Raw genomic sequence first — 20,541 nt, forward strand, 5'->3', positions numbered from 1 at the left:
CCCACGACGACGTGCCGCCCGCCCCACGAGGGGCGGACGGCACGGAGCGGGTCGTGACGGGCGTCAGCTCGTGAAGATCGCCGCGTCGTAGTCGTAGCCCGGGGCGATCTGGTAGACGAGCTGGGCCGGGTCGCTGACCGAGTAGACCTCCTGCCAGGTGGCGGACTGCCCGGCCGGCACGGCCGTGCTGGGCGAGCCCATGAGCCCCTGGGCCGAGTCGAAGACCTGGCTCGCCTCGACGCCGGCCGACGACACGCTCGAGTACGCCTCGATCGGGTCGTAGTTCGCGCCGGTGTCGTTCTGCACGGTGACCGTGAAGACGACGGCGGCGGCCTGGTCGGCGCCGGCGGCGGTCTCGCTCGGGGTGAACGGCTGAGGGGCCGAGACGCTCACCGAGATGCCGTCGTCGTACGACCAGACGTCGCCGAAGACGGCGTTCTCGCTGCTGGCCTCCTCCGAGGCGTCGTCGGTCGGCTCGCTGGGCTCGGCGACGTCGGGGCTGCTCGAGCCGCCCGTCTCGCCGGAGCTCTCGTCGATCGAGTCGCGGACGCTGCCGGCGGCCACGAGGCCGACGACGAGCACCGCGACGGAGATCAGGACGGCGAGGCCCGAGAGGGCCGTGCCGATGATCGCGAGGAGGCGCGAGCCGGTCTTCTTGAGGAGCGCGACGATGCCGAGGGCGAGGCCCACGAGGCCGAGGATCCCGCCGAAGACGATGATCGAGAGCAGCAGGCCGACGCCGCCGAGCACGACGGAGGCGATGGCGAGGCCGTTGCCGCCGGCCGGCGACGAGGGCTGGCCGCCGTAGGGGGCGTAGGGCTGGCCGGGCTGGCCGTAGGGAGCCTGCGGGGCGCCGTACCCGCCTGCGGGCGTGGACTGCGGCTGGCCGTAGGCCTGCTGCGGCGCCGACCCGGGTGCGGCGTCGCCGCCGGGGGCCTGCTGGCCCGCGCCGGGGTAGGCGCCGTAGCTCGGGGGCTGCGGCACCGAGGGGGGCCCGGAGGCGGCGGGGTCGTACGGGTCGGACGGCTTCTGCGGATCGCTCATTTCTCAGAGTATGCCGTGTACCAGACCGCCCCGTCTGCCTCCTGCCCCGCGCGCCCCCCTTCTGGGGCCAAGCCCGCCCCCTCAGAGCGGCCCCGCCACTCGCCCGACACGTGGTGCACCCGCCAGGAAGGCCGCGAAGCGCCCCCGCCACCCGCCCAACACGTCAGGCGCCCGCCAGGAAAGGCCGCGAAGCGGCCCCTTCAGCTGTTCTGACAAGAGGAACGGAATGCAGAAAGGCCCGTCAGAGGCGGGCCTTTCTGCATTCCGTGGAGCTAAGGGGATTCGAACCCCTGACCTTCTCATTGCGAACGAGACGCGCTACCAACTGCGCCATAGCCCCGGAAACTGCTCTGCAACGATAGCACCACCGTGGCGTGGTCCGTGAATCGGGCGGAGCGGCGGCGCGTCAGACGGCGCGTCGACGCTGCAGGGCCTCGTCGACGTGGAAGGTCGACTCGCCGAGGTCGTCGATGATGCCCATGCGGGCGAAGCGGCTCGGTGTCGCCGGGGCGGGTGCGGGGGCGACGGTCTCGGCGGAGCGGGCGTCGGCGACGGCGCGGCGGGCGCGCTCGGTGCGGGCGGCCGCGGCGGCCGACCCCGCGTCGGTCGTGCGGGCCGCGCTGAGGGCGCCCTCGGCCCGGGCTGCCTCGCGGAGGGCGTCGTGCTGGGCGCGCTGGGCGTCGCGCAGGGCTCGGACGGACCGCTCCGACTCGGAGCGCAGCTCCGCGGCCGGGCTGGCGGCGGCGGGCGCGGGCGGAGCAGCGGCAGCGGCAGCGGCAGCGGCAGCGGCAGGCCGCTGGCGCCCCCGGCGCAGGTACAGCGGCGCCGGCACGGCCACGGGCGTCCACGAGCGCGAGGCGGGCGCGGCGCTCTCGACCGGGGCCGAGGAGAAGCCGTCGGAGAAGTCGCGCAGGGGCTGGGCCTCGCCCGCGGGCGCGACGACCCGCTGACGACGCGCCCGTGCGCGGGAGACGGCCGCGAGCTGCGAGAGCACGGCGACCGAGCCGGCCCCGAACACGAGGCCTGCGACGGCGAGCAGCCAGGCGCTCGCGAACGAGGCGACTCCCACGACGACGGCGAGGGCCGACGCCACGAGCACGAGGGTGGAGACGAGCCGCGAGCGGCGCAGGCGGCGGGCGGCGAGGGCGGGGTCGTGGTCGGCGGCCCGGAGGACGGGGGCGGCCGCGGCGAGCTCACGGGTCAGCGCGCGCTGGCGGGCGGCCTCGTGGGCGCGACGCAGCGCCTCCCGCTTGCCCTCTTCCTGGCGGAGGATGCGCTGCGCGTCGGCGACGGACCGGGCGTTCGCCTCGATGCGCACCTCCTCGGGCAGCTCGGCCGTCTGGGCGAGGATCCGCAGGGTCTGCTGGAGGCGCACGGCGTTCCGCTCGGTGGCGAGGTACTCCTGGCGCCGGTGCCAGGTGGGCACGAGGTAGACGAGCCAGAGCACGGCGACGAGCGCCAGCACGACGCCACCGCCCCACGACTCGAGTCCCATGGTCACGAGGGTATGAGCGACGACGCGCCGCGGGGGCGCACCGCGCAGGTGTGTCGGTGCGGATCTGCCACGAGGAGGCGCGGGTCGGCTACCAGGGCAGGCTGCGGGCCGACTCGGCCAGCGCCTCCGGCGGGACGCTGCCCTGCCCGGGCGGCACGAGGCCCTCGCGCCACCGGCGGAGGACGCCGCCGGGCACCTCGTCGGCGACGAGCGCGAAGCAGAAGTGGTCGCGCCACATGCCGTTGATGTGGATGTACCGGCGCCGCAGCCCCTCGTAGCGGAAGCCGAGCTTCTCGACGACGCGCAGGCTCGGGCCGTTCTCGGGGCGGATGCAGATCTCCATCCGGTGCAGGCCGAGGCTGCCGAAGCAGTGGTCGGTGGCCAGGGCGACGGCGGTCGGCGTCACGCCGTGGCCGGCGGCGGACTGGGTGACCCAGTAGCCGATCGTGGCCGAGCCGAGCGACCCGTAGGCGATGCCGCTGACGTTGAGCTGCCCGACGAAGCGCCCGTCGAGCTCGATCGCGAAGGGCAGGCCGAGACCGGCCCGGGCGTTGATCTGCAGGGAGCGGATGCTGCCCCGCACGTCGTGGCTGGTGAAGCCCGACGGGTTCGTGGCCTCCCACTGGCGGAGCCAGGAGCGGTTCTCCGAGAGCGCCGCGTCGAGGTCACGGGTGTCACGCAGACGGAGGGGCCGGATGGTGGTCCGCCCCTCCGTCAGCGTGGGGATGGTCGTCACGCGATGGGTCTCTTTACTTCTCGAGACCCGCGGTGAACTCCTGGAGCCACGGGCGGAGCTCGCCGCCGATGTCGTCGCGGTCGGAGGCGAGCTGCACGATCGCCTTGATGTAGTCGAGCTTGTCGCCGGTGTCGTAGCGGCGGCCGCGGAAGACGACGCCGTAGACGCCGCCCGTCCACTCCTCGGCGCTGGCCATCTTCATCAGCGCGTCGGTCAGCTGGATCTCGCCGCCCTTGCCCGGCTCCTGCTTCTCGAGCACGTCGAAGACCTCGGGGCGGATGACGTAGCGGCCGATGATGGCCAGGTTGCTGGGCGCCTCGCCCTGCGCGGGCTTCTCGACCAGGCCGGTGATCTTGACGACGTCGTCCTCCGCGGTCTCCTCGACCGTGGCGATTCCGTAGAGGTGGGTCTGCGAGGGGTCGACCTCGAGGAGGGCGACGACGGTCGCGTTCTTCGTGCCCTGGACCTCGATCATGCGGGTCAGGAGCGGGTCGCGGGCGTCGATGATGTCGTCGCCGAGCAGCACGGCGAAGGGCTCGCGCCCGACGTGCATCTTGGCGCGGAGCACGGCGTGCCCCAGGCCGAGCGGGTCACCCTGGCGCACGTAGTGCATGTCGGCGAGGTCGGTGCTCTGGTTGACCTTGGCGAGCTTGTCGTGGTCGCCCTTCTTGCGCAGGGTCTCCTCCAGCTCGCTGACGTGGTCGAAGTGGTTCTCGAGCGCGTTCTTGTTGCGGCCCGTGATCATGAGCACGTCGGTCAGGCCGGCCGAGACGGCCTCCTCGACGACGTACTGGATCGCCGGCTTGTCGACGACGGGGAGCATCTCCTTAGGCATGGCTTTGGTGGCGGGGAGGAACCGAGTTCCGAGGCCCGCGGCGGGAATGACTGCTTTCGAGATCGTGAAGCCCATGCCGGTCAGCGTATAGGGCGCGGCCCTCTCGCGGGGGGCACATCTGCGACCGTACGATGGGGGACATGACGGACGAGGTCGGCGACGCCAAGCGAGCCCTGCGAGCCGAGCTGCGACAGCGCCGCCGGAACCGCACCAGCGCGGAGCGCGAGGAGGCCAGCGCGGCCCTCACCCGGCACCTCGTCGACCTGGCCACGGGCCTCTCCGCCCGCTCCGTCTCGGCCTACCTCTCGGCGCCCGACGAGCCCGACACCCGCCCCTTCCTCAACTGGGCGTTCGCGCACGACGTGCGCGTGCTGTTCCCCGTCTCCCGCCCCGACGGCCTGCTCGACTGGGCCGTGGGCGACGGCGAGTCCGAGACCACCGGCCTCTTCGGCCTGCCCGAGCCGGTCGGCGAGGTGCTCAGCCCGATGGCGATCAACGACGTCGACCTGATCGTCGTGCCCGCCGCCTGCATCGACCGCGAGGGCATGCGCATGGGCTGGGGCCGCGGCTACTTCGACAAGACCCTCGGATCGATGGAGAAGCGCCCCCCGGTCTATGCTGTGGTGTTCGACTCCGAGTACGTCGAGTCGGTGCCGCGCGAGCGGCACGACCAGGCCGTCGACGGCGTCGTCACCCCCTCCGGCATCCACGAGTTCTGACCCCGCGCCTCCCCGCGCCGGGCCGGGCCCGGGTGCCCGCCGCCCCGTCTCCGTCGCACCGTGAGGAATCCGTGCCCACCTACTCGTACCGCTGCACCGAGTGCGGCAACGCCTTCGACGTCGTCCAGTCGTTCACCGACGACAGCCTCACCGTGTGCCCCGTCTGCTCCGGCGTGCTCCGCAAGGTGTTCAGCCCGGTCGGCGTGACCTTCAACGGCTCGGGCTTCTACCGCACCGACTCGCGCAGCTCGGGCGCGAAGGGCGGCAGCGGCAGCTCGTCCGGCTCCGCCGAGAAGACCAGCTCGACCCCGTCGTCCGACAAGGGCTCGTCGTCGTCCGACAAGGGCGGCTCGTCGTCGTCCGGCTCCGGAGGCGCGTCGTCGTCGAGCGGGTCGGGCACGTCGTCGAGCGGGTCGTCGGGCTCCTCCGGGGGCTCGACCACCGCCTCCTGACCCGGCCCGTGGTTAGGTGGTCCACCGGGACGACCGTTCCGACCACCGACCGAAGGAGCATCCCGTGAAGGGATTCAAGGAGTTCATCCTCCGCGGCAACGTCATCGACCTCGCGGTCGCGGTCGTCATCGGCGCCGCGTTCACCGCCATCGTGACCTCGCTGGTCACGAACGTCTTCAACCCCCTGATCGGTGCGGCGTTCAACGCGTCCATGCTCGACGACGCCCTCGTCGTCTCGATCCCGACCGTCTCCGGCGACACCGCCGAGCTCCGGTTCGGCGCGGTGATCGGGGCGCTGATCAACTTCGTCGTGATCGCCGCCGTCGTGTACTTCGTGCTCGTGCTGCCGGTCAACAACCTGCTCAAGCGGACCTTCGCGAAGCAGCAGGCCTCCGAGCCGGCCCCGGTCGACGTGCCGCCGACCGACGTCGAGCTGCTCAGCGAGATCCGCGACCTGCTGCGACAGACCGTGACGCCCGCGGGCGCCTCGGCGTCGCACGGCAGCCACGCGGCCCCGACCGGCTCCGTCCCGGTGGTCGGCGAGGGCAACGGGCCGCTCGGCAGCCGCTGACGCCCCGCCTCCCCCGGCGACGCGACGCCCCCGACCAGACCGGTCGGGGGCGTCGTCGCGTGCGGGCGGTCCCGCACCGTGAGCAGGCGCGCGTCAGCCCCAGTGCGGCGGCACGTCGTCGCGCAGCTGGCGGTCGTTCTCGCCCGAGGAGCGGTCCGGAGGCGCGGGCGCGGGGGTCGGATCGCTCCCGGGCACGGGGTCCGTGGTGACCCGGCGCCCGCCTCGACGCCGCACCACGAGCGGTGCCCCGGCGACCGCCTCGAAGGCGGGGCCGGCCTCGTCGGCCGGCACCGCGCCTCCGGCGGGGGCCTCGCGGTCGCTCACGGCGCTCAGCCGCGGTTGACGTGCTGGCGTGCGGGCACGCTCGGCACTTCCTGCGTGCGGGCGGAGTCGATGCCGAGCACCTCGGCCACGCGCTGCGCCACCGAGTCGGGGTCGGTGAAGAGCTGGAACGCGTGCACGCGCACGTAGTGCCAGCCGAGGCGGCGGAGCGTCTCGGGGCGGGCCCGCAGCGACTCGCGGAGGCTGGTGCGCGACAGGGTGGTGTCGGTCTCGATCGTCACGCAGACGCCGTCGTGCGCGGCGACGAGGCCGAGCTTGCCGCGGTGGCCGAGGGCGACGGGGATGCCGCGCGCCTCGAGGCGGCGGGCGAGGTCGACGAGCATCGGGTCGGAGTCGTCGGGCACGTGCTCGGCGGCGGTGCGCGCCTGCACCTCGGTGAGGATCTCGGAGAGCGCGATGGTGCCGTGGCCCATCCGTCCGCCGTCGATGTCGGCGGGCTGGAAGCAGGTCACGATGACCATCGAGCGTCGGGCACGGGTCATCGCGACGGCGAGCAGACGCTCGCCGCCGGGCTGGCCGAGCGGCCCGAAGTCGCTCAGGACGCGGCCGTGGGGGGTGCGGCCGTAGCCGATCGAGAAGACGACGTGGTCGCGGCTCTGCGCGACGGCCTGCTCGAGCGTCGCCACCATGAACGGCTCGCTCCGGTCGCCGACGACGAACTCCGTCAGGTCCTTGTGGCCCGACACGGCGGTGAGCACGGCCTGCTGCACGCGCACGGCGTGCTTGGCGCTGGCCGTGATGACCATCAGCGACTCGGAGGGGCGCGTGCGCGCGTGCTCGAGCACGAGCGACACGACCCGGTCGACCTCGGCGTCGACGCTCTCGACCGCGCCCGACTCGGGGTCGGGCACCGCCGTGCCGCCCGAGACGTAGTCGAGCGCGATGCTGCCGTGCCCGAGGAAGCTGCCGGCCCACGGCAGCGACTCGATGCGGCCGCCGTAGAAGCGGCGGTTGACGAGCTCGGCGAGGTCTTCTCCGCCGGCCCGGTAGCTGCGGGTCAGCGACAGCGTCGGCAGCAGGGTCGACAGCCGCGCCAGGGCGCTGTCGGCGTGCAGGGCGTCGAGCTCGGAGTCGTCGTGGCGGGGCGGCTGCTTGCCCGGCGTCACCGCGACGTCGAACTCGGAGGGCGTCTGCGTGACCGGGTCGCCGAAGGCGACGGTCTGCTTGCCGCGGCGGATCGCGCCGACGTTCTCGGCGATGGTCGTGGCTCCGGCGTCGACCAGCACGACGGTGTCGAAGGGCACCGTGTCGGCGATCGCGTGCACCTCGTAGGGCGAGGCCAGCCACACCGGGGCGACGGCGCGCGACAGGTGCGGCGCCGCGTCGTGCAGCAGGCGCGCGGTGACGTGGCGCTGGCGCAGCAGCATCTTCAGCGCCGAGGCCTCCTCGGGCCAGTCGACGAGCCCGATCTTCCAGTTCTCGGCGAGCTGCCACCCGAGCAGCTGGGCGCTGCCCGCGGCGTGCGCCTCGTCGACGAGGCGGAAGTCGGCCTCGAGGCGGTCGAGCATCGCGGTGTTCGCACCGAGCAGGGCGCGGTCGGCCTCGAGCAGCGACTCGAGCGCCGAGCGCCACCAGGCGAGCTCGAGCTCGGCGGCGACCTGCTGCTCGGGCACGTGGCGCTCGGCGAGGTCGGTGATGAGCGGGGTGAGCTCGAGGTCACGGAGCGTCGTCATCAGCTCGGTGCGCTCCTGCAGGTTCTGCAGCACGTCGCTCTCGGCGGCCAGGGCCTCGAGGCGCTGGCGCAGCTCGACGACACCGACCTGGGTCAGGCCCTCGTCGCCGACGAGGCCGAGCGGGCCGTCGAGGCGCTCGAGGTCGTGCGAGACCTGCTGGTGCAGCACGTGCGCGTCGGCGATGCCGGTCGGCACCTCGGGCGGCGTGCCCGCGGCGACGTAGCGCTGCCACATGATGCGCTGCTGCTGGATGCGCTGCAGGGCGCTGTGCAGGTCGGCGATGTGCACGCCGGGGCGCACGTACTCCTTCGCGAGCTTCTTGAGGCGGCGACGGTTCGCGCTCGACATGTCGGGCGCGTCGCGCTTCGGCGCGGTCGCCGCGACGAGCTCCGCGACCGAGCGGTCGAAGACCACGGGCAGGAACTTGTCGAGGGTGTCGCGGATCTCCGTGAGGAGGCGGAGGTAGACGCCCAGCTCCGCGACCGACTCGTAGGGGCGCATCCGCGTGCTGCCGATGACCTCGTCGGCGCGCTCGAGCAGCCGGGGCAGGTCGCGGTGGTGCAGCGACTTCGCCAGCTGGTGCGCGTCGCCGGCCCCGAAGGAGTCGGTGAACCGGGAGCCGTACCAGGGCGAGTCGCCGGGGCCGTAGCGGAACTCGCCGAGGTTGGCGGCGTTGACCATGGTCTCGGCGACCCGGCGACGGCCCTCGACCATTGCCTCGACGCTGCGGCGGCTGAGGCGCGCGGTCGTGGCGGGGGCGGCGGGCAGGAGGGCGAGGCGGCTGAGCTCGGTGAGGCAGTCCAGCACCGAGACGCGGAGCTCGGGGTCGCGGCGGCTGAGCGCGCCGCGGTAGTCGACCAGGACCTTCCGCAGCCGCACGAGGGCGTCGTCGACCTCGCCCATCTGCGGGTGGGTGGCCTTCTCGTCACGGGCGATGGCCCGGATCACGTCGCGACGCAGGGTCGTCGGCGCGACCGCGACGCCGGGGAGACCGATGTCGGCGAGGCGGGCCGTGATGCCGCGGAGCGTCGCCCGCCGGGGGCTGACCACCAGCACGCGCTTGTTCTGCGAGACGAGCCGGCCGACGGCGTTGACGATGGTCTGGGTGCCGCCGGTGCCGGGCAGCGTCTTGACGACGACCGAGTTGCCGGCGGCGATCTGCGCGACGACGTTCTCCTGCTCGGGGTCGGCGTCGAGCAGCAGGGTGTCGGTCTCGGGGCTGCGTTCGTCCTGCGGGGTGGCGGTCGTCGGGCGGTACGCCTCCTCGACCTGGCGGAGCGCCATCGGGTTGCCGGCGAGGGCGTCGAGCACCGGGTGGTCGAGCTGGCGGGCGTCGAGGGCCATCTCGGTCGAGACCTCGGCGAAGGTCGAGACGACGAGCCGGGGCTGCACGGTGAACCAGTCGAGGTGGGCGGTGAGGCCGCGGAGACGGTCGATGACGGGGTTCGGCGTGAACGACCCGTCGCGGCCGGCCAGCGCGACGAAGGCCTCCGCGTCGAGCGAGATGTCGAACTGGTCGTGCAGGGCGTCGGCGAGCGCGGGGTTCAGCACCGGCTCGCCGAGCAGGCGGACCTCGAAGTCGCGGCCGTGTCGGCGGATGGCCAGCGGGCGGAGCAGGACGGGGGCGCGGAAGTCCTCGCCGGCGAACGACCACGCGGCCATGCCGATGGCGAGGTGGACGGCGTCGATGCCGCGGACGGTCGCGAGCTCGAGCCCCTTCGCCGCGATCTCGCCGGCGGCGACGCGCGCCGTGCGCAGGGCGAGGTCGTCGCGGATGAGGCTCGACAGCAGGGTGGTCTTGCCGGTGATGAACTGCGCCAGGCCGCCGGGGTGCGTCGTGCTGAGCTCGATGCGCGCCCGCTGCTCGTCGCCGAAGTGCAGGAGGGTCGACGAGCCGCCGACGCTCGAGAGCGTGCGTCGCCAGCCCTCGCGGATCGGCTCCGCGGCGTTGCCCACCTCGAGGCCGGGCCTGCCGAGGCTCAGGGCGCCGGGGGCCACGACCCCGGGCGCGCTCGTCGGGGCGACGGCGGAACGAGTCCCGTCGTCGCCGTCGTCATGCTGTCTGTCGGCGCGCCACACACGGCCCACCTTAAGCTGCTTTGCCCGACATGTCGGGGAGGACGGGCGGACGGTCAGCCACCCCGGCCCCCGTCGAGGGCGTGGCGAGCGACACCCGTCAGGCAGCTCGACGGCATCGCGCAGCACGCTCGTCGTGCTGCGCGACACCCGCAGTACATGACGATGTTTCGCGCATCATGCTCGACAACATGCGTTCGCAGTACATCCCGCACCGCCCTGTGGACAACTCGGTGACGATCTACATGGATGCAGTACCGTCGACACATCACCGGCTCCCGCGCACGGTGACGAAGACACCATCATCACGACATCGCACACAGGAGCCCCCATGCCCTTCGAGCAGAAGTACACCGACGAGACCCGCGAGAAGTCGCTCGCCCGAGTCCTGGAGCGCCGCGAGGCCGAGCCGGGCAACCGCTCGATCATCCGCGAGACGGCCGAGGAGTTCGAGGTCGGCGAGCAGTCGCTGCGCGGCTGGATCCGCGCCCACGAGAAGGCCAACGCCCCGGCGCCCGTCGAGCCCGAGGTCGCCGCGGAGGCCGCCGAGGCCGACGAGAGCCTCGAGGAGGCCGCCGCCGCCGTGGCAGCACCCCGCCGGGGCCGCCCCCCGGGCTCGGGCAGCGCCGCGACGAGCGACCGCATCAGCGAGCTCGAGGCCGAGGTCGCGCAGCTGCGCGCCGACCGCGAGGCCCTGAAGCGCGCCATCGCCGTCATCGTCGCCGACTAGCAGCGGGTCAGCCTGCACAGCAGGTCAGTCCACACAGCAGGTCAGACCGCACAGCAGATCAGACCGCACAGCAGGTCGGACCGCACAGCAGGTCGGACCGCACAGCAGGTCAGCGCGGCCGCCGGGCCTCCGAGGGGGGAGGAGGCTCACCGGCGGCCGCGCTGATGAACCCAGTGTGACAGCTGAAATGTCGCATGTCAAACGGCGCGCTCGGTCCGTGTCGTCAGGGGCCGTCAGGGGCCGGGCCGTCAGGGGCACCCGGGTCGCCGACCGCGACGGGCCGCGCCGGGTCGGACGACCAGGCGCTCCACGACCCCGGCCAGAGGGCCGGTCGGGCCCCGGCGAGCGTGAGGGCCAGGGCCGCGTGCGCCGCGGTCACGCCCGAACCGCAGTACACCGCGACGTCGCCCCCGAGGTCGACGCCCGCCTCCCGGTAGCGCTCCGCGAGGGCCGCCGGCTCGAGGAACGTCCCGTCGGGCCCGAGGTTGCCGGCCGTCGGCACGCTCAGCGCGCCGGGCACGTGGCCCGCCCGCGGGTCGACCGGCTCGACGTCGCCGCGGAAGCGCTCGGCGGCGCGGCTGTCGACGAGCGCTCCGTGCCCCGGCCACCCGCCTGCCGCCTCCGTGTCGACGACGCCGAGGCCGTCGCGCCCCGCCCCGATCGGCTCGAGCAGCACGTCGCCGGGCACGGGCGTCACGTCGCCCTCCTCCACGGGCAGCCCGGCGCTGCGCCAGGCCGCCAGCCCGCCGTCGAGCAGGCGCACGTCGGCCACCCCCGAGACGCGCAGCAGCCACCAGGCCCGCGCGGCGGAGAGCCCGCCCAGGTCGTCGTAGACGACGACGGCGTCGCCCCGGCCGAGGCCCCACCGTCGCGCCGCGGCCTGCAGGTCGGCCGTCGCGGGCAGCGGGTGCCGCCCGTCGGTGGGGGCGCCGTGGCCCGCGAGCTCCGAGTCGAGGTCGACGTAGACCGCCCCGGGCAGGTGCCCGGCGCGGTGCTCGTCACGGCCGTCGGGGCGGTCGAGCCGCCACCGGACGTCGAGGAGTCGCGGGGCACGCGGGCCCCGGAGCTCGCGCTCCAGCTCGGCCGCGGTCACGAGGGGGTGCACGGTGGTCTCCATGCGCCGAGGCTACCCACGCCGTGCCCCTAGGCTCGGCACGTGTCCGTCGCCTCGACCACCCCGCCCCCGTCGCCGTGGGAGTCCGTGGCCGGTGACCTGCTCGACGGGCTGCACCCGCGACTCCGCCCGTACTTCGCGGCGATCCCGGCCGGCTCGGTGGGCGTCGGCCACGGCGTCTTCGACCGCGTGGGCACCCCGCGGCGCTGGCTGTGGCCGGTGCTCGCCGTGCTCGGCCGGCAGGGCGTGCTCTTCCCCGTCTGGCAGCACGACGTGCCCTTCGGCGTCGTGAACACCCCCGGCGTCGACCCCGCCGGCGACGTCGTGGTGGGCGCGGTGCGCACGTTCGCGTTCTCGGACGACCCCGACTCGCACCGGAGCATGGTCGACGCGATCACCGCGGGGCCGAGCGGCCTCGTCGACCACCTGGGCACGCGACGCCGCTGGTCGGCCGACCTCGCCGTGGCCGTCGTCGACGGCGGGCTCGTGCTCACGTCGGGGGCGCTCGCCCTGCGCGTCGGGCGCCGGCACCTCCCGCTGCCCCGGGCGGTCTCGCCGCGCGTCACGCTGCACGAGGCCTTCGACCCGGCGGCCGGGCGCCAGCGCGTCTCGCTGACGCTCGACGCTCCCGTCGTCGGGCGGATCTACGAGTACTCCGGACACTTCGACTACCGGATCGAGCCCCGCGCCGCGGCGGCCGACCGCCACCCAGGGGGAACCACCACATGACCGAGCACGTCGTCCTCGCCGGGGCCTCCGGCTTCATCGGCCAGCACCTCGCCGCCGCGTACCGCGCGCGCGGCGCCCGCGTCAGCACGGTCGGACGCTCCGGCTCCGACGCGAGCTGGGGCGACACCGCGGGCATCACGGCCCTGCTCGAGGGCGCCGACGCGCTCGTGAACCTGGCCGGCAAGAGCGTCGACTGCCGCTACGGGCCCGAGAACCGCGCCGAGATCCTCCGGTCGCGGGTCGAGACCACGCGGGAGCTGGCGGAGGCGGTGCTCGCGTGCACCGCGCCTCCTGCGGTCTGGTTCAACTCGTCGACCGCGACGATCTACCGCCACGCCGAGGACCGCCCGATGACCGAGTCGACCGGGCAGGTCGGCACCGGCTTCTCGGTCGACGTGGCGACGGCCTGGGAGCGCGAGTTCTTCGCACCCGACCTGCCCGCGACCCGTCGGGTCGCGCTGCGGATGGCGATCGTGCTCGGCGACGGCAGCGCGCTGGTGCCGCTGATGGGGCTGGCCCGCGCCGGCCTCGGCGGGCCGCAGCTCGACGGCCCGTGGCCCGCGACGCGGGCGCGGCTCGCGGCCGGGACGCACCACCGCGAGGGGGCCGGCGGCGGGCGCCAGAAGTTCAGCTGGATCCACGTCGACGACGTGCTCGGCAGCATCGAGTGGCTGCGCGAGCACGAGGAGCTCGACGGGGTCGTGAACCTCTCGTCGCCGAACCCGACCGACAACCGGACGATGATGGGCATCGTCCGCCGCGCGGTGGGGATGCCCGTCGGCCTGCCGGCGACGCGGTGGATGCTCGAGCTCGGCACGGCCGTGCTGCGCACGGAGACGGAGCTCGTGCTGAAGAGCCGGTGGGTGCTGCCGGAGCGCCTGGTCGAGGGCGGCTACGAGTTCGTGCACCCGTACCTCGACGAGGCGGTCAAGGGCGTCGTCGCCGAGCGGCGGCAGCGGATCGGCGGCCGCGGGTAGGCGGCCGCGGGTAGCGCCGCCCGCGACGCGGGGGCCGGGGGCGGTCGCCTCCTGCCTGCGCCTGCGCCTGCGCCTGCGCCTAGAGCTTCGCGGCGAGCTCGGGGTCGGTGGGCTCGACGAGGTGGCTGCCGTCGGGGAAGACCACGACGGGGATCTGCGTGCGACCGCTGATCGCGTACGCCCGGTCGGCGCCGTCCTCCACCGCCTCCACGTCGACGTAGTCGTACGCGACGCCCTCGCGGTCGAGCAGCGCCTTGGAGCGGCGGCAGTCGCGGCACCAGTCGGCGCCGAACATGAGGATGCGGTCGGGGTTCTGGTCGCTCATGCGGGCGAGCCTATCTGCGGGGGCGGGAGGCGACTCCCCCTGTTCGCACGGGGCGGAAACGCGCCCGACACACGGCGCTGCTAGGAATCTCGCATGGCCACGACTCCCCTGCCGACCTCCCTGCCGCCGGGCCGCCTGCTCGAGGTCCGCGGCGCCGTGCGCGTCGTCGTCGACGAGGCGACCGAGACCACCGACAGCCTCTGGGTGCGGGACGGCGTCGTGGTGGCGCCCCCGGGCGAGGACGCGCTGCGCGGCGGGCACGACGTGCTCGACGCCGGCGGGTGCGTCGTCACGCCGGGGCTCGTCAACGCGCACCACCACCTGCTGCAGAGCGGGTTCCGCACGCTGCCCGGCACCCGCCACGTGCCGATGGCCGAGTGGCTGCCCGCGATGGCGGCGGCGTACGGCTCGGCCGTGATCGACCCGTCGCTCGTCGCGGCGACCACGGCCGTCGGGGTCGCCGAGGGGCTGCTCGCGGGCGTGACGACGGTCGCGGACCACCAGCTGAACTGGCCCGCCGCGCCCGCGCTCGGCGGGGCCGCCCTCGGCGGGGCCGCGGCGGACGCCGCCGTGGCCGACACCGTCGCGATCGCCCGGAGCATCGCGGCGACGGCCCGGGGGCTCGGCGGGCGGCTGGTCTTCGTGCGGGGCTCGGCCCGCGACGACCCCCAGCGCGCCGCGGCGTCGGCCGAGGCGATCGTGCAGGGGCTGCTCGGGGCGGAGGGCCCGGTGCCGCCGGGCGGGGTGAGCGCCGACGGGATGCTCCAGCTCGCCGTCGGGCCGGCGGGCGTGCACAGCGACGGACGCGAGACCTTCGAGCTGCTGGCCGAGGTCGCGGCCCGCCACGGGCTGAGGAGGCGCACCCAGGCGAACGAGCAGGTCGACGTCGCGATCGCCCTCGAGCGCTGGGGGCGTCGCCCCCTCGACCTGCTCGACGAGTGGGGCTGGCTCGCCGACGACGTCACGATCGCCCACCTCTGCGCGGTCGACGCGTCGGAGGTGGCGCGGCTCGCGGCGGCCGGGGTCACGGCGACGCACGCCCCGGGGTGCGACCTGCCGATGGGCTGGGGCGTGGCGCCGGTCGCGGCCCTGCGCGCGGCGGGGGTCGTCGTCGGGCTCGGCACGAGCGGCGGCGGGAGCAACGACGCGGGGCACCTGCTGGCGGACGCGCGGCTGGCGATGCAGGTCGCGCCGCTGGCGCCGCGGCCGGCGAGCGCCGCGGGCGCTGCGGGCGCCGGGGGTGCCGAGGACGGGGAGGGCGCCGGGGGTGCTGCCTCGTCGCCGACGCTGACGCTGACCGCCCGGGACGCGCTCGGGCTCGCCACCTCCGGCTCGGCCGCCGGGCTGGGCCGCCCCGAGCTCGGCCACCTCCGGCCCGGTGCCGCCGCCGACCTCTGCCTCTGGGACGTCTCGGGCGTCGCGGACGCCGGGGTCGCCGACCCGGTCGCGGGGCTGCTCTGGGCGAGCCCGGGGCGGCGTCCGCGCCACGTGCTCGTGGCGGGCCGCCCTGTGGTGCGTGACGGGCGCCTCCTCGGGGCCGACGAGCACGAGCTGGTCGCGGCCCTCCGCGAGCGCGTCGGCCGCTAGCCGGCCACCGGCCGCCCTGACCGCTGGCTGCTGGCTGCTGCCCACCGGCCGCCCTGCCTGCAGAACCCGACCGGTACCCCTCCGGCCCGCCTCCCCCGCCCGCAATTGCCGACCGAGGCGTCTCTGGGACGTGGAAAGACCTCTACCAGACCGCCTCTGACGGCGGATCTGTCGGCATTTGCAGGAGTTGACACACACCGGCCGCGTGCATGGTCGGCATCAGCAGGAGGCGCGGGACGAGCTACGGCGGGAGGCGCGGGGCGGGAGGCGCGGGGCGAGCCGGGGCGGGAGGCGCGGGGCGCGCGGGCGCTACAGGTCGAGCACCAGCCGGGGGCACGCGGCCCGCGAGACGCAGGGGAACATGCGGTCGCCGGCGGCCTGCTCGTCGGGCGTGAGGATCGAGTCGCGGTGGTCCACCTCGCCCTCGACGACGGGCGTCTCGCAGGTGCCGCAGGTGCCCTCGCGGCAGCTCGACAGCACCAGCACGCCGGCCTCCTCGACGACGTCGAGCACCGAGCGGTCGGGCGGCACCGTGACCGTCAGGCCCGAGGCGGCGAGCTCGACCTCGAACGACTCGTGCCGCACCGGCTCGCCGACCTCCTTCGGCTCGAAGCGCTCGACGACGACCTGCCGCCCGGCACCGGCCGCCTCGACGGCCGAGACCAGCCGCTCGGGCCCGCAGCAGTAGGTCGTCGTGAACGCGGCCATCCCGGCGAAGAGGGCGTCGACGTCGAGCCGGTCGCCCTCGTCGGCGGCGTGCACGTGCAGCCGGTCGCCGTGCAGCTCGACCAGCTCGTCGAGCAGGGCGAGGGAGGCGCGGCTGCGGCCGGCGTAGTGGATCACGTACCCGACGCCCGCGCGCGCCGCCGCCCGCGCCATCGCCGAGATCGGCGTGACGCCGATGCCGCCCGCGACGAACACGTACGAGGTGCCGCGACGCGGCTCGAACTCGAAGTGGTTGCGGGGCCCGGCCAGCCGCACCGCGTCGCCGACGGCCAGGGAGTCGTGCAGCCAGGCCGAGCCTCCACGTCCGCCCGTCTCGCGCAGCACGCCGATCCGCCAGGTGGGCCCGTCGGGGTCGCCGCAGAGCGAGTACTGCCGCACCTCTCCCCCGGGCAGGGCGACGTCGACGTGGGCGCCGGGCTGCCAGCGCGGCAGGGGGAGGCCGTCGGGCGCCGCGAACTCGAAGAGCTCGACCCGGTCGGCGGAGCGGGTGCGCGCCGTCACGAGGACGTCGAGGGCGGTGTCGGGCAGTCGGGTGGGGGCGGTCACAGGGTCTCCGGTCTCTGCTTGACGACGAACAGGCGGTAGCCGTCGTCGTCGACGGCGGCCCAGCGGTGGGCGGTGCCCCCGACGTAGTAGAGGGAGTCGCCGGGGCCGAGCACGTGCACGCCCTCGTCGCCGAGCTCCACGCGCAGGCGACCGGCGAGCACGTGGACGAACTCGTCCTCCGCGTGCTCGAAGAAGTCGCCGGGGTCGCGGTTGTAGCCGGTCATCTCCATCGGGTGGAAGGCGCGGTCGCCGTGCGTGAGCAGCCGCGCCGAGGCCTGCCCGTAGCGCCCCGTCGAGCCCTCGGCCGCGGCGACGTGCACGACGCCGGGCTGGTCACCGGGCCGGTCGTCGTCGACCGCGGCGAGGATCTCGACCTGGCTCGTGCCGAGCGCCCGCGCGATGCGCTCGAGCGAGACCAGGCTCGGCCGGGCGAGCCCGCGCTCGAGCTGGCTGAGGAAGGGGTGCGACAGCTCGGCCTCGCCGGCGAGCTGCACGAGGGTCAGGCCCCGGGCCCGGCGCAGCCGCCGGATGCGCGAGCCCACGGCGAGCGCCTGCGGGTCGACGGGCGCGGCGGCGGGCGCGGCGGTCACGGCGGCGGGCCCCGGGGCCGATGCCGGCGCCGGGGTCGCTGCCGACCCGGCGGCGCGAGCCACGGTGTCGAGGTCGTCGAGGGACGTGACGGGAGCCTCCTGGATCGGGTGGACAGACGAGGTCTACCACGGCGGTCGGACGGCCCGGCCCGCAATTAACACGGCGAAACGACCGCGTCACGTGCCCGAAACGAGCCGTCCTTAGATTGAACCATGTTGATGCGATCAACATTCTGCACCCTGCACCGACCGGCCCTCCCCCCGAGGGGCCACCGGCCGACAGACCGAGGACGACCCGTGAGCCGACTCCCCCGCCCGATCTCGCTGCTGACCGCGGCCACCCTGCCCGACGGCTCGGTGGTCGACGTCGTCCTGGCCGGCGACACGGTGGAGGCGGTGGTCCCGGCGGGCACGGCGGCGCGGGCCCCCGAGGCCGAGACCCTCGACCTCGCCGGCCACCTGCTGCTCACCGCCCCCGCCGAGCCGCACGCCCACCTCGACAAGGCCCTCTCCTGGGACGCCATCCGGCCCCCGATGGGCGACCTCGAGCTCGCCATCGCCTCCTGGCGCGTGCACGCCGCGACGATGACCGTCGACGACGTGGCCGACCGCGCCCGCCGCCAGCTGCTCGCGATGCTGGCCCAGGGCACCACCGCGGTCCGCACCCACGTCGACGTGCTGCTCGGCGCCGAGGCGACGCGCGGGGCGGAGGCGCTGGTGCGGGTGCGCGACGAGCTGCGCGACCTCGTCGACGTCGAGATCGTCGCCCTCGCCTCGCAGGACAGCCCCGACCGCGACGTCGAGGCCGTCCTCGACCTCGGCGTCGACCTCGTCGGCGGCGCCCCGCACCTCTCCCGCGAGCCCGAGCGCGACCTGCACCGCCTGCTCGACATCGCGGAGCGCCGCGGCGTCGGCGTCGACCTGCACACCGACGAGAGCCTGCACGGGCCCGACACCCTGCTCGCCCTCGCGCGCCGCGTGGAGGACTGGACGACGCCGGTCTCGGCCGGCCACTGCGTGCGCCTCGGCAGCATGCCCGCCGCCCAGCGCGACGAGGTGGTCGAGGCGGTCCGCCGTGCCGACGTCGGCGTGATCGCGAACCCGATCACGAACCTCTACCTGCAGGGGTGGGAGTCGCCGGTCGCCACGCCCCGCGGCCTCACCGCCGTGCGCGAGCTGCTCGACGCCGGGGTGCGGCTGGCGGCCGGCGCCGACAACGTGCGCGACCCCTTCAACCCCCTCGGCCGGAGCGACGCCCTCGAGACGGCGATGCTGCTCGTCGTCGCCGGCCACCTGACGATCGACGAGGCCTGGCACGCGGTGAGCGACGGGGCGCGGTCGGTCATGGGCCTGCCCGTGGCCGGAGCCGTGGCGGGGGCGCGGGCGGACCTGCTGGCGATCCGCGCCTCCTCGCTGGCGGAGGCCGTGGCCTCGGCGCCCGCCGACCGCACCGTGCTGCACGCCGGCCGCGTCGTCGCCGAGAGCGTCGTCACGCGGCACGTCGCCGCCCCCGCCGCCGAGCGCGCCCGGATCGCCGCCCCCACCGACCGCACCCTCACGGAGACCAGGTGACCCGCATGACCACCACCGCCACCCCCCGCCCGAGCGCCCCGGCGCCGACGACCGTCGGCACGCTGCTCGACTTCCGCGACGTCGCCATGCGGTTCCCGAACGGCACGGTCGCGCTCGAGGGCGTCGACCTCACCGTCGACCGCGGCGAGTTCGTCACGGTCGTCGGCCCCTCGGGCTGCGGCAAGTCGACCCTGCTGCGGATCGCCTCCGGCCTGGAGAGCGCCTCGGCGGGGCGGGCCGAGGTCGACACCGACCGCATCGGCTACGTCTTCCAAGACGCGACCCTGCTGCCGTGGCGGAACGTCCGCGACAACGTCGAGCTGCTCGCCGAGCTGAACGGGGCCTCGAAGGCCGACCGGCGCCGCGCCGCCGCCGAGGCCATCGACCTCGTCGGCCTGTCGGGCTTCGAGACGTCGCTGCCGAAGGAGCTCTCGGGCGGCATGAAGATGCGCGCCTCGCTCGCCCGGTCGCTGACCCTCGACCCCGAGCTGTTCCTCTTCGACGAGCCGTTCGGCGCCCTCGACGAGATCACCCGCGAGCGCCTCAACGACGAGCTGCTGCGGCTCTTCGTCGAGAAGTCGTTCGCCGGCCTCTTCATCACGCACTCGGTCTCCGAGGCCGTCTACCTCTCCACGCGCGTCATCGTCATGTCGGGCCGGCCCGGCGGCATCGTCGGCGAGTTCGACGTGCCGTTCCCGATGCCCCGCGACCCCGACCTGCGCTTCACCCCCGAGTTCGCCGAGCTGGTCGGCGAGGTCTCGCACGCACTCCGAGAAGGGCACCGCTGATGGCCATCGACACCCGGGTCTCCCCCGCCGAGCCGAGCACGGCGCCCGCCGCGCAGCCCCGGCTGACCGGCCCCCGCGCCCCGCGCCGGGCGCTCACGCCCCGCGCGGCGCGGACGCGCGACGTCGTGCTGCCGATCGTCGTCTTCGTGGCGCTGATCGGGGTCGGCTACCTGATCGCGCTGTACTACGACCAGGTGCGCGGACTGCCCTTCCTGGTGCCGTACCCGCACCTCGTGCTCAACGCCGTCCTGCTCGACGCCGACTTCCGCCCCGACCTGCTCGAGGCGCTCGGCAACACGACGCTGATCGCGGTGATCGGCCTGGCGATCGCCATCGTGATCGGGGTCGCCTGGGCGGTGCTCATGGTGCAGGCGCGCTGGATCGAGAGCGCGCTCTTCCCGTACGCGGTCGTGCTGCAGTGCATCCCGATCCTGGCGCTCGTGCCGCTGATCGGGTCGCTCTTCGGCTACGAGATGCCGTCGCGCATCATCGTCACGGTCATGTTCGCCCTCTTCCCGATGGTGTCGAACACCCTGTTCGGCCTGCAGTCGGTCGACAAGGGCCAGCGCGAGCTCTTCCAGCTGCAGGGCGCCTCGCGACTCACCCTGCTGACCAAGCTGCGGTTCCCCGCCGCGCTGCCGTCGATCTTCATCGGCCTCCGCAACTCGGCCGGGCTCTCGGTGATCGGCGCGATCGTCGCCGACCAGTTCTTCCAGCGCGGCGACGGCGGCCTCGGCGTCCTGATCTCGGTGATGAACCAGCGGCTCAACGGCGCCGAGATGTTCGCCGCGATCGTCGTCGCGAGCGTCCTCGGCGTCGTGGTCTTCGTGGCGTTCGGCTGGCTCGGCCGGGTCGCGACGGGCAAGTGGTTCACGGCGAACTAGCCGGCCACCGACACGGCCGCGGCGGACCGC

General features: G+C 74.7%; 20 protein-coding genes and 1 tRNA gene. 10 read left to right on the plus strand and 11 right to left on the minus strand.

Going from position 1 to position 20,541, the window contains the following annotated elements:
- Positions 1-63: 63 nt before the first annotated feature.
- From FHR77_RS09965 to galU, 5 genes are all read right to left on the minus strand, one after another.
- The gene (locus FHR77_RS09965) at positions 64-1,044 is read right to left on the minus strand and encodes a DUF4190 domain-containing protein (protein WP_167259994.1); all 981 of its coding nucleotides are present in this window, start codon (positions 1,042-1,044) and stop codon (positions 64-66) included.
- 267 nt (positions 1,045-1,311) lie between these two features.
- Positions 1,312-1,384, minus strand: a tRNA-Ala gene (locus FHR77_RS09970).
- Positions 1,385-1,450: 66 nt separating this feature from the next.
- Positions 1,451-2,539, minus strand: coding sequence for a hypothetical protein (locus tag FHR77_RS09975; protein WP_167259996.1), 1,089 nt, complete (start codon positions 2,537-2,539; stop codon positions 1,451-1,453).
- A gap of 88 nt (positions 2,540-2,627) precedes the next feature.
- Positions 2,628-3,275: a GNAT family N-acetyltransferase gene (locus FHR77_RS09980; RefSeq protein WP_056056821.1), complete on the minus strand. Its 648-nt coding sequence runs from the start codon at positions 3,273-3,275 to the stop codon at positions 2,628-2,630.
- Positions 3,276-3,288: 13 nt separating this feature from the next.
- A complete protein-coding gene (gene galU / locus FHR77_RS09985; RefSeq protein ID WP_056056823.1) occupies positions 3,289-4,185 on the minus strand; it encodes a UTP--glucose-1-phosphate uridylyltransferase GalU in 897 nt (298 codons plus the stop codon).
- Positions 4,186-4,250: 65 nt separating this feature from the next.
- Between galU and FHR77_RS09990 the strand changes: the two genes are divergently transcribed.
- The 3 genes from FHR77_RS09990 (at position 4,251) to mscL (ending at position 5,852) form a co-directional block, all read left to right on the plus strand.
- On the plus strand, positions 4,251-4,829 hold the full coding sequence (locus FHR77_RS09990; RefSeq protein ID WP_056056825.1) for a 5-formyltetrahydrofolate cyclo-ligase: 579 nt from the start codon (positions 4,251-4,253) through the stop codon (positions 4,827-4,829).
- A 71-nt stretch (positions 4,830-4,900) separates the two neighbouring features.
- A complete protein-coding gene (locus FHR77_RS09995; RefSeq protein WP_167259998.1) occupies positions 4,901-5,281 on the plus strand; it encodes an FmdB family zinc ribbon protein in 381 nt (126 codons plus the stop codon).
- Between the two features lie 64 nt (positions 5,282-5,345).
- Positions 5,346-5,852 (plus strand): large conductance mechanosensitive channel protein MscL, encoded by a 507-nt coding sequence (mscL, locus tag FHR77_RS10000; RefSeq protein ID WP_167260000.1) that lies wholly within the window; start codon positions 5,346-5,348, stop codon positions 5,850-5,852.
- 93 nt (positions 5,853-5,945) lie between these two features.
- Here mscL and FHR77_RS10005 read toward each other — a convergent pair whose 3' ends face one another.
- Both FHR77_RS10005 and FHR77_RS10010 read right to left on the minus strand, forming a co-directional pair.
- Complete coding sequence (locus FHR77_RS10005; RefSeq protein ID WP_167260002.1) at positions 5,946-6,176, minus strand: hypothetical protein; 231 nt, start codon at positions 6,174-6,176, stop codon at positions 5,946-5,948.
- A gap of 5 nt (positions 6,177-6,181) precedes the next feature.
- Entirely contained in the window at positions 6,182-9,946 is a 3,765-nt protein-coding gene (locus FHR77_RS10010) for an AAA family ATPase (protein WP_424956134.1), read from the minus strand.
- Between the two features lie 328 nt (positions 9,947-10,274).
- Here FHR77_RS10010 and FHR77_RS10015 point away from each other — a divergent pair, with 328 nt between their 5' ends.
- A complete protein-coding gene (locus FHR77_RS10015) occupies positions 10,275-10,673 on the plus strand; it encodes a hypothetical protein (protein WP_167260004.1) in 399 nt (132 codons plus the stop codon).
- Between the two features lie 223 nt (positions 10,674-10,896).
- Here FHR77_RS10015 and FHR77_RS10020 read toward each other — a convergent pair whose 3' ends face one another.
- On the minus strand, positions 10,897-11,790 hold the full coding sequence (locus FHR77_RS10020; RefSeq protein WP_167260006.1) for a sulfurtransferase: 894 nt from the start codon (positions 11,788-11,790) through the stop codon (positions 10,897-10,899).
- A 39-nt stretch (positions 11,791-11,829) separates the two neighbouring features.
- Between FHR77_RS10020 and FHR77_RS10025 the strand changes: the two genes are divergently transcribed.
- The gene (locus FHR77_RS10025; protein WP_341777314.1) at positions 11,830-12,516 is read left to right on the plus strand and encodes a DUF4166 domain-containing protein; all 687 of its coding nucleotides are present in this window, start codon (positions 11,830-11,832) and stop codon (positions 12,514-12,516) included.
- Entirely contained in the window at positions 12,513-13,493 is a 981-nt protein-coding gene (locus FHR77_RS10030; protein ID WP_167260008.1) for an epimerase, read from the plus strand. Before FHR77_RS10025 ends, FHR77_RS10030 begins: the two co-directional genes overlap by 4 nt.
- Positions 13,494-13,572: 79 nt before the next feature.
- Here FHR77_RS10030 and FHR77_RS10035 read toward each other — a convergent pair whose 3' ends face one another.
- Positions 13,573-13,818, minus strand: a complete 246-nt coding sequence (locus FHR77_RS10035; RefSeq protein WP_167260010.1) for a glutaredoxin family protein — start codon at positions 13,816-13,818, stop codon at positions 13,573-13,575.
- 93 nt (positions 13,819-13,911) lie between these two features.
- Between FHR77_RS10035 and FHR77_RS10040 the strand changes: the two genes are divergently transcribed.
- Positions 13,912-15,405 (plus strand): amidohydrolase family protein, encoded by a 1,494-nt coding sequence (locus FHR77_RS10040; protein WP_167260012.1) that lies wholly within the window; start codon positions 13,912-13,914, stop codon positions 15,403-15,405.
- Positions 15,406-15,714: 309 nt separating this feature from the next.
- Here FHR77_RS10040 and FHR77_RS10045 read toward each other — a convergent pair whose 3' ends face one another.
- Positions 15,715-16,677: a 2Fe-2S iron-sulfur cluster-binding protein gene (locus FHR77_RS10045; RefSeq protein ID WP_167260014.1), complete on the minus strand. Its 963-nt coding sequence runs from the start codon at positions 16,675-16,677 to the stop codon at positions 15,715-15,717.
- Positions 16,674-17,267, minus strand: coding sequence for a helix-turn-helix domain-containing protein (locus tag FHR77_RS16620; RefSeq protein WP_056058965.1), 594 nt, complete (start codon positions 17,265-17,267; stop codon positions 16,674-16,676). The genes FHR77_RS10045 and FHR77_RS16620 overlap by 4 nt, the downstream gene beginning before the upstream one ends.
- Before the next feature lie 297 nt (positions 17,268-17,564).
- Between FHR77_RS16620 and FHR77_RS10055 the strand changes: the two genes are divergently transcribed.
- Genes FHR77_RS10055 through FHR77_RS10065 form a run of 3 tightly spaced genes read left to right on the plus strand, consistent with a single transcriptional unit; the run spans position 17,565 to position 20,511 of the window.
- Positions 17,565-18,839: an amidohydrolase family protein gene (locus FHR77_RS10055; protein ID WP_341777315.1), complete on the plus strand. Its 1,275-nt coding sequence runs from the start codon at positions 17,565-17,567 to the stop codon at positions 18,837-18,839.
- A gap of 5 nt (positions 18,840-18,844) precedes the next feature.
- On the plus strand, positions 18,845-19,627 hold the full coding sequence (locus tag FHR77_RS10060; protein ID WP_167260018.1) for an ABC transporter ATP-binding protein: 783 nt from the start codon (positions 18,845-18,847) through the stop codon (positions 19,625-19,627).
- The gene (locus tag FHR77_RS10065) at positions 19,627-20,511 is read left to right on the plus strand and encodes an ABC transporter permease (RefSeq protein ID WP_056056848.1); all 885 of its coding nucleotides are present in this window, start codon (positions 19,627-19,629) and stop codon (positions 20,509-20,511) included. The genes FHR77_RS10060 and FHR77_RS10065 overlap by 1 nt, the downstream gene beginning before the upstream one ends.
- The last annotated feature ends 30 nt before the right edge of the window (positions 20,512-20,541 follow it).

The sequence above is a fragment of the Frigoribacterium endophyticum genome (assembly GCF_011759585.1).
Classification (GTDB): domain Bacteria; phylum Actinomycetota; class Actinomycetes; order Actinomycetales; family Microbacteriaceae; genus Frigoribacterium; species Frigoribacterium endophyticum.